The sequence below is a fragment of the Algoriphagus marinus genome, assembly GCF_001936475.1.
Lineage (GTDB): Bacteria > Bacteroidota > Bacteroidia > Cytophagales > Cyclobacteriaceae > Algoriphagus > Algoriphagus marinus.
Genome location: NZ_MSPQ01000006.1, coordinates 81561 through 95741, shown reverse-complemented (window position 1 = coordinate 95741; position 14181 = coordinate 81561). Strand labels below are relative to the sequence as shown.

15 protein-coding genes are annotated in these 14181 nt (G+C 38.5%); 5 read left to right on the top strand and 10 right to left on the bottom strand.

Annotation, left to right across the window (positions count from 1 at the left end):
• The first annotated feature begins 1 nt into the window (after nucleotide 1).
• From BVC88_RS10940 to BVC88_RS10925, 4 genes are all read left to right on the top strand, one after another.
• The gene (locus BVC88_RS10940; RefSeq protein ID WP_075350942.1) at nucleotides 2-484 is read left to right on the top strand and encodes an Lrp/AsnC family transcriptional regulator; all 483 of its coding nucleotides are present in this window, start codon (nucleotides 2-4) and stop codon (nucleotides 482-484) included.
• A gap of 55 nt (nucleotides 485-539) precedes the next feature.
• Entirely contained in the window at nucleotides 540-1082 is a 543-nt protein-coding gene (locus BVC88_RS10935; protein ID WP_075350729.1) for an NUDIX domain-containing protein, read from the top strand.
• Nucleotide 1083: 1 nt separating this feature from the next.
• Nucleotides 1084-2451, top strand: coding sequence for an MATE family efflux transporter (locus BVC88_RS10930; protein ID WP_075350728.1), 1368 nt, complete (start codon nucleotides 1084-1086; stop codon nucleotides 2449-2451).
• A 63-nt stretch (nucleotides 2452-2514) separates the two neighbouring features.
• The gene (locus BVC88_RS10925) at nucleotides 2515-3864 is read left to right on the top strand and encodes a M24 family metallopeptidase (RefSeq protein WP_075350727.1); all 1350 of its coding nucleotides are present in this window, start codon (nucleotides 2515-2517) and stop codon (nucleotides 3862-3864) included.
• On the opposite strand, the gene BVC88_RS10920 is transcribed toward BVC88_RS10925, so the two are convergent.
• The 3 genes from BVC88_RS10920 to BVC88_RS10910 form a co-directional block, all read right to left on the bottom strand.
• Nucleotides 3861-5042: an MFS transporter gene (locus BVC88_RS10920; protein ID WP_075350726.1), complete on the bottom strand. Its 1182-nt coding sequence runs from the start codon at nucleotides 5040-5042 to the stop codon at nucleotides 3861-3863. The genes BVC88_RS10925 and BVC88_RS10920 overlap by 4 nt on opposite strands.
• Before the next feature lie 55 nt (nucleotides 5043-5097).
• A protein-coding gene (gene prfB, locus BVC88_RS10915) for a peptide chain release factor 2 (RefSeq protein ID WP_139316558.1) occupies nucleotides 5098-6199 on the bottom strand; the annotation gives its coding sequence in 2 pieces (ribosomal slippage) (nucleotides 5098-6138 and nucleotides 6140-6199; 1101 coding nt in all).
• Between the two features lie 61 nt (nucleotides 6200-6260).
• Nucleotides 6261-6824: a hypothetical protein gene (locus BVC88_RS10910; protein WP_083639074.1), complete on the bottom strand. Its 564-nt coding sequence runs from the start codon at nucleotides 6822-6824 to the stop codon at nucleotides 6261-6263.
• A 62-nt stretch (nucleotides 6825-6886) separates the two neighbouring features.
• Here BVC88_RS10910 and BVC88_RS10905 point away from each other — a divergent pair, with 62 nt between their 5' ends.
• Entirely contained in the window at nucleotides 6887-7465 is a 579-nt protein-coding gene (locus BVC88_RS10905) for a hypothetical protein (protein ID WP_139316557.1), read from the top strand.
• A 33-nt stretch (nucleotides 7466-7498) separates the two neighbouring features.
• Here the strand turns inward: BVC88_RS10905 and BVC88_RS10900 are convergent, their stop codons facing one another.
• The 7 genes from BVC88_RS10900 to BVC88_RS10870 form a co-directional block, all read right to left on the bottom strand.
• The gene (locus BVC88_RS10900) at nucleotides 7499-8566 is read right to left on the bottom strand and encodes a branched-chain amino acid aminotransferase (RefSeq protein WP_075350723.1); all 1068 of its coding nucleotides are present in this window, start codon (nucleotides 8564-8566) and stop codon (nucleotides 7499-7501) included.
• A gap of 40 nt (nucleotides 8567-8606) precedes the next feature.
• On the bottom strand, nucleotides 8607-9155 hold the full coding sequence (locus BVC88_RS10895; protein ID WP_075350722.1) for a cob(I)yrinic acid a,c-diamide adenosyltransferase: 549 nt from the start codon (nucleotides 9153-9155) through the stop codon (nucleotides 8607-8609).
• Nucleotides 9156-9213: 58 nt separating this feature from the next.
• The gene (locus BVC88_RS10890) at nucleotides 9214-9930 is read right to left on the bottom strand and encodes an ABC transporter ATP-binding protein (protein WP_075350721.1); all 717 of its coding nucleotides are present in this window, start codon (nucleotides 9928-9930) and stop codon (nucleotides 9214-9216) included.
• Between the two features lie 79 nt (nucleotides 9931-10009).
• Complete coding sequence (locus BVC88_RS10885; RefSeq protein WP_075350720.1) at nucleotides 10010-12799, bottom strand: tetratricopeptide repeat protein; 2790 nt, start codon at nucleotides 12797-12799, stop codon at nucleotides 10010-10012.
• Complete coding sequence (gene gatC, locus BVC88_RS10880; RefSeq protein ID WP_075350719.1) at nucleotides 12799-13086, bottom strand: Asp-tRNA(Asn)/Glu-tRNA(Gln) amidotransferase subunit GatC; 288 nt, start codon at nucleotides 13084-13086, stop codon at nucleotides 12799-12801. The genes BVC88_RS10885 and gatC overlap by 1 nt, the downstream gene beginning before the upstream one ends.
• Nucleotides 13083-13814 (bottom strand): lysophospholipid acyltransferase family protein, encoded by a 732-nt coding sequence (locus tag BVC88_RS10875; protein ID WP_075350718.1) that lies wholly within the window; start codon nucleotides 13812-13814, stop codon nucleotides 13083-13085. Before BVC88_RS10875 ends, gatC begins: the two co-directional genes overlap by 4 nt.
• Nucleotides 13807-14181 carry a globin domain-containing protein gene (locus BVC88_RS10870; RefSeq protein ID WP_075350717.1) on the bottom strand — a complete coding sequence of 125 codons (375 nt, stop codon included), beginning with the start codon at nucleotides 14179-14181 and terminating at the stop codon, nucleotides 13807-13809. Before BVC88_RS10870 ends, BVC88_RS10875 begins: the two co-directional genes overlap by 8 nt.

Here is a 14181-nt window from a genome sequence, read left to right as displayed (position 1 = left end):
CATGGATAATAGCTTAAGAATTAAATTCGATAAAATTGATCGGAGGATTCTAGAGATCCTGCAAGCGAACGCGAAAATTACAAATGCTCAATTGTCAAAAGACATTGGCTTGTCTCCTGCTCCTACCTTGGAGCGTGTCAAGAAACTCGAGCAATCTGGAATAATAAAAAGCTATCATGCCAAACTTGATCCTGAAAAAATCGGACTAGGTGTGAGCACTTTTGTGTTGGTAAGCTTGATAGGACACAACAAAGGGAATATTGATGCCTTTATGAAGGAAATCAACTTAATTCCTGAGGTAATTGAATGTCATCACATTACAGGTACAGGTGATTTTATTTTAAAAATCATAGCGAAGGATATTACAGCCTATCAGAAATTGATGCTTGAAAAAGTTTCTGAAATCAGAGAGGTCGATTCCATGCAATCCATGGTTATTCTTTCTACTTTCAAGGATTCGAAAGTAATGCCTATACCCGCATAATTAGAAAATTATTAAAGAAAGGGTGGCGTAAGTCGCCCTTTTTTTTTGATTAAAAATGGAACAAAACCCCTGGAAAACGAAAACTTCAAAGTTGATCTATGAAAATCCGTGGATCAAAGTAGAAGAGCATGAGGTAATAAATCCTGCAGGTAATGATGGGATTTATGGAACAGTGCATTTTAAGAATCGAGCTATGGGGATAATTCCTATTGATTCGGAGGAGAATACGTGGCTAATAGGGCAATATCGATATTCTTTGAATGAATATTCATGGGAAATTCCTATGGGAGGAGGTCTGATAGGGTTAGATTTTTTAGAAAGTGCAAAACGGGAATTAAAAGAGGAGACTGGCTTGACCGCAAATAAGTGGACTGAGCTATTGAAAATACATACATCCAATTCTGTAACTGATGAGGTGGGAATCGTTTACTTAGCGGAAGAACTTACCTTTGGAGAAACAGAATTTGAGGATACAGAGATTCTTCAAGTCAAAAAACTCCCATTCAAAGATGTATTAGACATGGCAATGAGAGGGGAGATTACGGATGGTATCAGCCTTGCGGGTATATTTAAAGCCGCCAGGATTTTGGGATATTAAAATGACTATAAAAGAACATTTCAAAATCACATTTAATCTTGCATTCCCAGTTGTACTAAGCCAGTTGGGTCAAGTTTCAGTAGGCGTGGCAGATAGTATGATGGTGGGAAGACTTGGAGCAGTTCCTTTGGCCGCAGCTTCATTGGGGAATAGTATTTTTTTCGTTTTGTTAATGTTTGGATTGGGTGTCTCAATGGGGATTACCCCTTTGATTTCTATAGCCGAAGGGAAGGGGAAAAATAAACGAATATCCCATCTATTTCAACATGGAATGTGGATTAACATAGTTACAGCTATAATTTTGATAGTAGTAATTTTCATGTTGTCACAAGGCCTCCATTTTCTGGATCAGCCAGAGGAAGTCGTCACTCTGACGATTCCGTATTTATTCATCATCACAGCTTCGCTATTTCCTTTTATGATTTTTCAGACCTTTAAGCAATTTGCGGAAGGTCTCTCCCAAACCAAGCAAGCGATGTATGTCACTATATTTTGTAATCTAGTAAATGTCTTTTTGAATTGGGTTTTGATTTATGGTGAACTTGGAGCTCCTGAACTTGGATTAAACGGAGCTGGAATTGCAACTTTGATATCTAGGATTTTGATGCCACTAATGATGGGTTGGTACATAAATCGTTCGAATAGATATAAGATTTTCAACTTGCAATGGGGAATAAAGAAACTTCGGTTTTACATGATCAATCGGATTTTGAAAATAGGGTTACCTACAGGGTTTCAATATATTTTTGAGGTCAGTGCTTTTAGCGCAGCAGCTATCATGATGGGATGGATAGGGGTAAATGCATTGGCTGGTCATCAGATCGCATTAAACTTAGCCTCCATCAGTTACATGATGGCTGCGGGCTTGAGTACCGCAGGAATGATACGCGTGAGCAATCAGATCGGAAAAGGAAATCCTAAGGGAATGCAGGAGGCTGGCTTAGTAGTCTTCGGAATGGTATTGGTCTTTATGTTTTCTGCAGCTGTGATCTTTATAGGGTTTCGAAATATCCTTCCTACTTTTTATATCGATGATCCTGAGGTAATAGCAATTTCTGCTTCATTGTTGGTTATCGCTGGATTTTTCCAGCTTTCCGACGGTGTACAAGTAGTGGGACTTGGAGTTTTGAGAGGTATGGAGGATGTGCAATTTCCAACTATTATTACCTTGATTGCATATTGGGTTTTGGGTCTCCCTCTTGGTTATTTTTTAGCTTTTGAACTGGGTTTTGGTGCAGAGGGGATTTGGTATGGACTACTGATCGGTCTCAGTATTACTGCGGTGGTTCTTTTCTTTAGATTTAAAGCCTTAAGTAAAAAGAGGATTGGAGAATCAACAAAGGTTGTTTTTGCTCCTAACCTTAAGTAAAATACTGACCCATAGTTTCTCAGTTTTCTTTTATATTCAAGATCAAATAAGTCCTTTAAAAAAATGAAACAAACTCTAATCCCTTTCTTATTCCTATTTATTTTTCTTTCTGCTAAAGCCCAGGATTTAGCTGTTTTGAGTCAGCGAGCTCAAGCAGAAGTGATTGATTCTTGGTTGGACGAACGAATCACAAATCTGCTTCCTCAATTAATGACCGAAACAGGAATTGATATGTGGGTTGTAATCTCTAGAGAATACAATGAAGACCCTGTGATTCGGACATTGCTTCCAGCGACATGGATGGCAGCCCGTCGCAGAACAATCCTTGTGATGTACCAACCTGCTCCAAATTCAGCAGTTGAAACCTACGCAGTAGCTCGCTATGATGTAGGAAAAGCTTTTAAAAGGGCATGGAATCCAGAGGAACAGCCTGATCAATGGGATGCATTGATGAAACTGATTTCGGAGAAAAACCCAAAGAAAATTGCTCTGAACTATGCAAAGGACTATGGTCATGCAGATGGATTGACTCAAAATGAATACCAGACATTTATGGAATACCTTCCTGCTAATCTGAAAGGAAATGTAACTTCTGCCCAAACCTTGGCGGTGAGATGGTTAGAAACAAGGACCACGTCAGAAATGGCGACTTATAAGCACATTCAAGAAATAGCGCACTACATCATTCAAGAGGGGCTTTCAGAACGAGTGATTACCCCTGGTGTAACGACAACTGAGGATGTGGTCTGGTGGTATCGTGAAAAAATCAAAGAAATGAAATTAGATACTTGGTTTCATCCTTCGGTAGATATTCAGCGTGCTGATCCAGCAAATGATGAGCAAAATCGGAATTTTGCCACAAAAGCTGCAGAGACAGTAATTCTACCTGGAGATTTACTTCATATCGATTTTGGGATTACCTACTTGAGGTTAAATACAGATACTCAAGAACTTGCTTATGTACTTAAAGCTGGAGAGACAGAGGTTCCTAAATACCTTCAGGAAGCCTTCAAAGCAGGGAATCGGGTGCAAGATTTGCTAACTCAAAATTATGTATCGGGAAGAACTGGAAATGAGATACTTCGGGAAACTCGAAAGATGATGGAATCAGAAGGAATCAGAGGTAGTATTTACACACATCCATTGGGCTTCTATGGGCACTCTGCAGGGCCAACTATAGGGATGTGGGATAATCAAGGAGATACTAAAGGAGCTGGAGATTTCTCTCTCCATGCAATGACTGGATATGCCATTGAGTTGAATGCAGTAGTTTTTGTTAAAGAGTGGAATAAGGATGTGAGAATCATGCTCGAAGAAGGAGCTTTGTTTGATGGGAAGAAGGTAACCTATTACAATGGTCGACAGAAGTCCATCTTAGCTATTCCGCGAGTAAGTAATTACTTAGGTTATTAACCAAGTGGCATTTCTTGTTTTCGATCTCTCTTTACAAAAATTAAAGCGACGAAAGCTAGAAATGCCATTCCCCCACTAAAAAGGAATACAAGCCTAAAGTTTTCTGACTGGTTATTATAAAGGAATCCAGAAACTATCGCACCTACACCGATACCTGCTTCCAAAAATATATACATCGTAGCAAGGGCTCTTCCTCTGAATTTATCAAGAGATAAATCAATCACCCAAGCGGCTGTGGTAGGGCTATACATTCCTACAGCAGACCCAAATAATACGCCCGAAAACATTAGAGCAAGTTTGCTCTCTGCAAAAGCGATAGTAACCATAGCCAAGACCATGATGATACTTGCTACTCGCATCACAGGAACCCGTCCATAGCGATCAGAAGTTTTTCCTGCCAAAAGACGAATGCCTAGAGAGGAGAGTGTAAATACAGCGAAGAAAAGTCCCTTGTTTTTGATTCCCAAAAACTCTGAAAAATCCGGTACAATAGTCAGTACCACTCCAAAAGAAAAGACCGACAGAAACAGAATTAATGATGGAATAAGAACTCTTTTTTCGATGATTTCATCTTTTTTTAATCGAAATAATCCTAAGGATAGAGGCTCCTTTTCTTCTAAAGTTTCTTTAAGTCGGACCAGTATCAGAATTGAAAATATAGCGGTGAAGGCAGACACATAAAAAAGAAAATCAATTGGCCAATAGGTAGCAATCCAGCCACCAATAGCAGGTCCAGCCGCCATTCCAAGAGAACCAAAAAGAGATTGTATCCCCATCGCTTCTCCTCTTTTTTGAAATGGGACAATATCTGCAACATAGGCGGATACTCCCGTCGGCGTAAATCCTGCCGAAAAGCCATGGGCAAAGCGAAGAAATAAGAATCCGCTCACAAACGTAAGTAATGGATAGAGAAGACTAACAACGAAACAAACTGAAGCTCCAAAAATCATTACTGGAATTCGACCTATTTTATCAGCAAGCTTACCACTGAAAGGTCTTGATAATCCTGCTGAAAGGGTGAAAAGCGCAATAATTAACCCTTTATATTCCGCTCCCCCAAGGCTGCTGAGATAATTTGGCAGCTCAGGAATAATCATATTAAAGGATGAGAAAAAAAGAAATGAACTCAAGCAGAGTAAAAAAAAATTAAGCGTAAAAAAGGAGGGGAGGATTCTCATATCGCCTTCGAAAGTAAGAAAAAAGGCCGGAGAAATATCCGGCCTCAATCGTTGGTTAGTCTTTATTTGCTTGTTCTTCGCTTTGAGCGAGAAGATACGCTTTCATAAACTCATTAAGCCCGCCATCCAATACATGTTGGGTATCAGATGTCTCATAGCCAGTCCGGTTGTCTTTGACTAGTTTATAAGGGTGCAAGACATAGTTTCTGATCTGAGAACCAAAGTCCACACGCAGCTTGGAAGATTCGATTTTGGCTATTTCTGCATTTCGCTTTTCCAACTCCATCTGATATAAACGCGATTTCAACATTTGCATCGCTTTTTCTCGGTTGGCAAGTTGAGACCGCTCAATTTGACAAACTACCACTATTCCTGTTGGTTTGTGTGTCAACTGAACCTTAGTTTCTACTTTGTTTACGTTCTGTCCACCTGCACCTCCAGATCTTGAAGTATGAAGCTCAACATCTGCTGGATTGATTTCAATTTCAATTGAATCATCAACCTCAGGATAAGCATATACAGAAGCAAAAGAAGTATGCCTTCTTCCTCCAGAGTCAAAAGGAGAAATTCTGACCAGTCTGTGTACACCAGTTTCTGACTTTAGGAAGCCATAAGCTAATGGACCTTCGAACTCTAGCGTACAGGATTTGATTCCTGCTACTTCTCCTGGCTGCACGTCTACTTCTCGGACTTTATAACCGTTCTTCTCACCCCACATGATATACATTCGCATGAGGATCGATGCCCAATCATTACTTTCTGTTCCGCCTGCACCTGGATTAATCTCAAGAACTGCATTCAACTGATCTTCCTCAGATGAAAGCATTTTTTTGAGTTCCAATTCTTCTACAGCAGCTTGTGCTTTTTTGAATTCCACTTTGATCTCTTCCTCAGAAACCTCATCTGCACTGTAGAATTCATACAATACTTCGAGATCCTGAATGATTTGATCCAAGTTCTCATAAGAACTTGTCCAAGCCTTTCTGGCTTGAATCTGTTTCATAGTTTTTTCTGCCTCTTCTGGATCGTTCCAAAATTCCGGCTGGGCCGAAATGGCCTCAAAGTCTTCGATTTCTACTTTCTTACGATCGTAGTCAAAGATACCTCCTCAAAGCCGATGTGCGGGCTTTCAAGTCTTTCAGTTGTTCTGAAGTCATCTGTCTAGGTTAAAATTAAGCTGCAAAAGTCCGAAAAAAAATCTGTTTTTACTACTTTGATTCAATTATCCATTCGCATTTGAATGATTTGAATTTTATTTCGGCCTTCGTTTTTGAATGTTTTATATCGGACTGGAAGCAAAGCTAAACCCGTCCCTATTAAAATCGCAGAGGTAACTCCAACGCCTCTGTCAATTGAAAAGTTTTCAGTCTGATAAATGCTGTTGATTGATTCTACGCTAATTAAAATCACTCCAGCTCCCAATATCAAGGCATTTAAGTTTCTCAAGGTTCTATTTCGAGGATCTTTATTTCGAATATCAATTTCTTGAATATTGTCTATTCTTAGGATATTTTCGGTTAGATAAATAAAATCCTTATCCAAACTGACAATTCTATCAGTAATGAAATATCCTAATTTTTCGCTTTTATAAGTGATGTCTTCTCCGGGATAAAATCGAATTTGTGATTTTTGATTTGCACCTCTTTTCAATAGTAAAAAGTCTTTTGATTGTGAAAAAGAGAGATTTGCTGAAAATAGAATGGTTAATGAAAAACAGGCTATCGTAAGACTTTTGAAAAAAGCGCAACTACTTTCTTTGGAAAAATTAAAAGTGTATTTCATTTATATTGAGTACTTGAGCAAACCATCTTGTTTTCGTATCGTGAAAATAATACTTTATGGCTATGAATTTAAAAGGAATAGTTTTTTTGGTGGTATTACTCTTCTCATCTGTGATATTCTCATGTTACGAAGAAAATTGTCCTCAAGTTCTTCCATATTTTGAAATTATAGAACTAGGTAGTTCTGCTCTTAATAAGCAAAACCAACAACCTATTTCTACTTCAAATCCAACTAGCTGGTCTAATATAAGCTATAGGATAAGTTTTGAATTTAAAGGAGTTGCAGGACATTTTCATTCTCCAAATGGAACTCTGTTAGCTTTAGATTGCGCATCTCCTGGATATTTAGGGTCGCGAATCGGAATTGAAGAGTTAGCAATTTTTAGTAATTCAAGTTATTCCAGTTTAATTCAGACAGGGGGGTTAGCCAATCGAATTTTTGGAGTTGAAGTTTTGGGTGAATTGCTTTCAATTCAGGAATTCAATCTGATTTTTAGAGAAGGTTTTAATTTTGATAAGTTCAATCTGGTTTTAGTTAGTCCTCCAGATGCGGTTGGTGAGCTGCAAACCTTTACGGTTCAATTGAAAATGATGGATAGAACAGAGTTTGAAACCACAACTGAAGAAATCCGAATTTTATGATAAAAAAAGCGAGAGGGTAACTCTCGCTTGATCTTAGATTTTAATTACCCAATTATGAGTATCTTCTATTTCTCCATATTTTATTCCATCCAACTCAGATAGTACCCTTAATGAAAAAGCATCTACACTTTTCTCAGGTAGATTATAATCTGTACCATTGATATTAATGCGCTCGATATGAGCGATTGTGGCAGCAGTTCCAGTTCCAAAGGCCTCTTCCAGACTTCCGTCTTTCAGAGAAGACTCTAATTCTTTTACAGTCAGAAATCGCTCTTCCAATGGTTCGTTCCAATCCTTTGCTAATTGGATAACAGAGTCTCTTGTTATTCCTTTTAAAATAGTGCCTGTATTAGTTGGAGCGGTTATGATTTTTCCATCGATCTTAAACATTACGTTCATAGTTCCGCTTTCCTCTATTTTGCTATGACTTTTTCCATCTGTCCAAAGCAATTGATCGTATCCAGATTTTTGCGCTTGAAGAGCAGGATATAAAGATGCAGCGTAGTTTCCAGCAGTTTTTGCAGCTCCTGTACCACCTTCATTAGCTCTTGTGAAGTTGGTCTCTACCTTGACACTTACAGGCTTGCTGTAGTAATTCCCCACAGGACAAGTGAAGATTATGAATTTATAAGTCTCTGAAGGTTTTACTCCGATGTAGTCATCAGTCGCAAACATGAACGGGCGTACATAAAGCGAAGCACCTTTTGCTGTAGGTACCCAAGCCCGATCCAAATCAAGAAGTTGGGTTAATCCATCCATAAAGATTTCTTCCGGAAGTTGCGGCATACACATCCTCTCTGCGGACTCATTCAGTCTTTTCCAGTTTGCATCACCTCTGAAGACAATTACCTCACCTTTTGAGTTTTTATAGGCTTTCATTCCCTCAAAAATGGATTGTCCATAGTGAAGTGTAGCATTAGCCGGGCTCAATTGTAATGGTGCATAGGGCTCAATTCTCAAATCGGTCCATTCCCCATTTTTGTAATCCGCCACAAACATGTGGTCACTAATTGTTTTTCCAAAAACCAAGTTTGAAAAATCTACTGAAGCTAATTTAGAGTTTGTCGTTCTGGAAACTGGGAAATCGAGTGTGGTCTTCATGAAATTGAAATTTAATGGACTTTCGGTCAAGGTATTACTGTTAAATTCTGGGTTTCCAGGTCACTTCTTCTACATCTAGTTCGAGTGCCATCATTCTGCCTAAGACAAAAAGAAAATCGGAAAGTCTATTGAGGTATTGAATTACGAGTTCTGAAACAGGCTCAAAAGAAGCTAATTCTACAGTGATTCGCTCTGTTCTTCTACAGACAGTTCTTGCTAGATGGCAGAAAGAAACAGCTGTATGCCCACCAGGTAGTATAAAAGCAGTTAGAGGTGGAAGTTTTAATTCCATTTGATCCATTTCCCTTTCTAGCAATTCAATATCTTCTGAAAGTAGGTCGGGCTTTTTTACTTTATCTTTTCCTGGCACCGTAGCCAGATCGGCACCTATTGTAAATAATCGATCTTGAATTTCTTTCAAAAGTTCTGAACGGTCCTTATTCACTTCTTGATCCCTTAGCAAACCTATGTATGAATTTAACTCATCCACAGTTCCATAGACATCAATTCTTAGATCTGACTTGGGTACCCTTGTTCCTCCCAATAATGAGGTGATTCCTTGGTCTCCAGTCTTGGTATATATTTTCATTTTGTAATTCTTATTTCAAAAAACAAAAATAAGAATCTATTTTAATAAAAAGGGATTATCAGGTATGCATCGCTACACCTCTTGTAGGATTTGGATTGATTGTGTCAGTTTCTACCAATCCATCTCTTAATCGTACGACACGATGTGCATAATGTGCTATGTCATCTTCGTGTGTCACCATAATAATAGTATTGCCTTTTGAGTGAAGCTCATGAAAAAGCTCCATGATGTCGTAGGAAGTTTTAGAGTCCAAATTTCCTGTAGGTTCATCTGCCAAAATGATACTTGGATCATTTACAAGGGCCCTGGCAATTGCTACACGTTGTCTTTGTCCACCAGAAAGCTCGTTTGGTCTATGTTTTGTCCGATCTCCAAGTCCTACATTGGAAAGCGCTTGAAAAGCTCGCTCTTCACGCTCAGACTTGCTAAAACCTGCATAGACTAGGGGTAAGGCTACATTCTCCAAACAGCTCGCTCTTGGTAAAAGGTTAAAAGTTTGAAATACAAATCCAATTTCCTTATTACGAATCTCAGCAAGCTCGTTTTCGCTCATATGTGAGACATCTTTATTATTTAGGATATAGGTCCCTGATGTTGGAGTATCTAAGCAGCCAATAATGTTCATCAAGGTCGATTTTCCGGAACCCGAGGGGCCCATGAAAGCTACATATTCCCCACGATCCACAGTTATCGAAATTGACTTCAAAGCTTCGATGATTTCAAAGCCCATTTTATAGGTTTTATTGATTTCGTGAGTTTCTATAATCTTGGCCATGGGGTGGTGGTTTTGAGTTAAGGTAGTGGTTTAGTATTTATTCTGGTTTAGAACCTGCTTCAAATTACGTGAATGCTTTTTAATAGTTCCCTCTTTCTAGTTGTAAAATTTCTTCTCTCGAAAGCCATTCTTGCATTTGAATTAAAGCATCATTGGCGTAATTATCAAGTCCGATTGCTTTAGCAGCATTGATTTTAGCTATCCAGAGCATGGGGTCTCTATTAAACTCCGAAGCTGAATTCAAGATTTCATATTTGGTTAGAGGGTCCTGACTAATCATAGCTGCACTTAGTATCAGCGGAGTATAATAAGGGTTTGAGGTCAACTCTTCTTCCAATCCTAGCCAAGCCAAAAGTGATTCTATGGAATCAATAGATTTCAAATCCGGATTACTAAGATACATCGTAAGTTTTTCCTGTTTTCCAATTTTAGAGGAAATGTAGTCCCCCAGTGTTTGGATTTGAGGAGCTTTTAAACCATGAGACTTATGCGCAATTAATCGAATAGCAAGGTCTGTTTTATACTCACTTTCTTCAAAATCAATCCATTCAGCTAAAAGCGATTGTGGGAGGCTCTGGTGAAATTTGCTGATTAATTCCAAGTACTTTGGAGTTGTAATTCCTTCATCTGTAAGATATACTGGCAAGATTACGCTGAATTTCTCACGTAATTCAATTGCTTTTTCAGGTAAGCCGCCAAGTCCATAAATACTCCAATGGTGGGTGTCGAAAGCCTGAAATCCCTTTTCTTGAGCTGCTTCCAATTCTAATGCTGCCTTTCTAAAATCAAGGTTTTGAGCTAAAATCAAAGCTGATAATTGCAGGTAATATCCAGCATCTCCCGGATTTCGAAACGCTAGTCCATTCAAATTTTTCACAACGTCTACAATTCTTCCAGCTGCCAGACTTCTTATGACAGCGGTTTCCTGCAATTGCATCTGAAATGATTGATATGAAGTCGAATTCGCTAAACTATCTAAAAGTTTAAGCTCGGGATCCGGGTTGTTCTTTTTTTGAGAGGCAAAAAGATTTCTATAGCCAGCATTAACCAGCATTGGGCTGGATGATGTTTCTATCTGTGTTTTTATTTTTTGAATCAATTCTTTGCTTGGGATATTTCCTAAAGCATTTGAAGCAGCAAGAAGATTGATGTTTGAAGGGAGATCTTTTTGAAGAATTTCAGTCGATTCAGGTTTGCCGGCCATTGTCTGCAGTGCCGAAAAATTGGAAAGTAAAATTTCTTCAGGGTTGCTGACAGTCGTCAATAGTTCCAAAGCTTCCTCTCGCTTATTGATTTTAGTATAGAAAAGAGCCAGGTTATTAATCAATTTTGGATGGTCAGGGAAATAATTCAATCCTCTTTCCAGATAATAAACTGCTTCAAAAAGTGCGTTTTCACTATGCAGCTGATCGCTTAACAATAAAATATTGTCTACTTGAGGCGCTTCTGCAAAACTTTCTTCAAGATGTTGCTTGGCTAGGGTAGGTTGTTTTAATTCCAAAAGCAATTGCGCTGTAGCATTTTTTGCTTTGGGGTTTTTGCGATAGCGTACCCAAGCATTTTCATAAAGGATGCTAGCTTCCAGCTTTTGATCAGTCTGATAGTAATAATCAGCCAAAGTGTTCGTGGTCATCGCATTGACTTGAACTCCTATTATTGCATCAGAATAGGTGATCAAAACCAGCATAGTAATCAAACCACCAATTCTTAAATGGTAATAAGGCAATGAGTGTGGTTTGTATAGAATTAAGTCGACTGACTTTCCTGAGTCCATTACTGAAAGGAAATTCGAGAAAAGGTAAACCAGAAAAAACAAAGAAAACCCCAGTTGACTATAGGTGATTAAATGCTTGAATAACTCTTCGGCAGGCTGATTTCCAGCTATTTTTAATTTCCAGATTAACCAGCAGGAAATACCAAAACCTAAGACATAGAGTGCTTTTAAACTTTTTGAATCGCTTATAAGATCAGTGCTTTGTTGAAGCTTAGCTTTTAGCGAAATCCAGCCAAATATTCCCATTGGAAAAATAAGAAATAGGGGAGAGAAGGTAGGGAATGGGAGACCGGACTCACCTGTAAGCTCAAGGAATATGAAGAAAACTAAAGCTAAATAGAGAAATCCAATCAACGCAATCTGAATGGAAACACGAAGCTGAAGTGTTCGGTTTGCCCTTGCAATCAGAAGATATATTCCTGATAGTACGCCATGACCATTCCAAAAGATCCAAGCTAAACTGAGGCATAGACCAATTATCAGTGAATGTTCAGCCAAATAAAGCATGGGTTCTTTAATTGGACTAAGAGATGTCAAAATGAATACAGTCCCTATAAAAGCTACTGATGTGCCAAGCCATTTAATCTTTAGGTTCCAACTTTGACCCCAAATATGAAAAATCAAAGCGGGAGTCAGTGTTCCAACCAAGCTGATGATCAAAGTAAAATTGGAACTTACTCCGCCGATATTTAATCCATTTAGGTTACTAAAAGTGATTAATACGATCCAGGCAGCCCCACCAATTATAAAGTATAACTTTTTGAATTCGCTCAAAAGTGTTAAAAATGAAACACTTACTATCGAAACTATAATCCCGAAAAGATAAGATTCTGAAATATGGAAGTCTGGTCGAAATGACTTGAATTCCTGAAAGACCAGAAAGTTATCTACCTCAATCGGAAATGAAATAGGTCCTATCTGTGCCCAATCAAAAGGAATGGAGATACGCTCGGAAAAATATGCTGTCGAAATATTTTCGTAAGGAACTGGATTAAAAATAAGGTAGTAGAGCGCAAGAAAAACGCCTAGAATTAAAAAAAGGAAGCTGGGAGTTTTCGAGTAGGAAACTGAACTCAATTTACTTTGTGGATTCATTATTCTAATACCTTCGGAACACGGAAGTAGTCGGAATCACTTTTAGGAGCATTTTTCAAACCTTCCCTATGGCTTAATTGATTGGCTACTTTATCCTCACGCATTACATTTACTTCAGTAGACATAGTTGTCAGTGGCTCGATATTGTCGGTATCGATTTCATTCAATTGCTCCACCCAATCAAGAATTTGGCTCATGTCTTTAGACATTTTTGCTGCGCTGCTTTCGTCAAACTCCAATCTGGCCAAATGAGCAATTCTCTTAATTGAATCTTTATCGATTTTCATAATGTGCTGTTGTCTTTATCAAGTTGATTTTGAATAACCTGAAAACATCGTTCCTTCATTCCTTCCTCAGTATCTCCTTCTTTGGCGAAAATTGGTTTGTGAATAACCATTTTCGCTTTCCTTCTCCGCAAGAGAAGGTTTCCATCATCAGGCAAAATTAGATGATTATAAGATAAAGTGACAGGGATAATTGGGATTTGTTTATCGATTGCTAATCGGAATGCACCATTTTTAAAGGGCACCATTTTGGGTGGATTTTTGGTATAGATTCCTCCTTCTGGAAAAATAATGATTCCACTTCCGGTATCTAAAGCTTCACTTGCCCTTTTTAAAGTTTCAGCTCTGCTTTTCAATCTTTCCCGATCAACCGCAATATGGAGACTTTTGAAATAATAGCCGAAAAGTGGGGCTTTTCGAATCGATGCCTTTCCAACAAATAACACGTCACCCGGAATAAATCCCATCATGGGAATGTCAAGATAGCTAAAGTGATTTGCAAGGAAAATATAGGGTTTCCCTTTGACTAGATGTGAATTATTTTGAATCTCTACGGGAAGAAAAATTATTGAGAAATAAGCTCTAGCCCAATATCTGTTGATTTTTCTGCCAAATCTTTTCCAGCCAGGAATCCAGATACACACAAGTAAAAATGGGAAAATGATTAGAAAGGAGATCATAAACAGAAATCCTGCATAAAATGTATAAAGGTAGCGAAAGGCCTTACTCATGATTAATCATATGGTTAGCCACCTTAATGAAATACTCCATCATTAATTCCTTGACATTTGGGTCCAATTGAAGCTTATCAAGTGCAGTGAACATTGCATTTAGCCAATGATTTCGCATCGTCGCATCGATTCTCCATTCCAAATGCCTCATCCTTAGGCGTGGATGTCCGCGCTGTTCAGAGTAAGTTTGAGGACCTCCAAACACTTGTAATAGAAAAAGGTGTAATCGCTCCTCAGCTCCAGAGAGATCTTCTGGATAAAGCTTCCTTAGGGCTGAGTTGGAGGCTACTTCTTCATAAAAATAGCTTGTAAGTTGTTTGATTTGATCTGCTCCAATCAATTCAAAAACTGTCTGAAAAGGATTCAT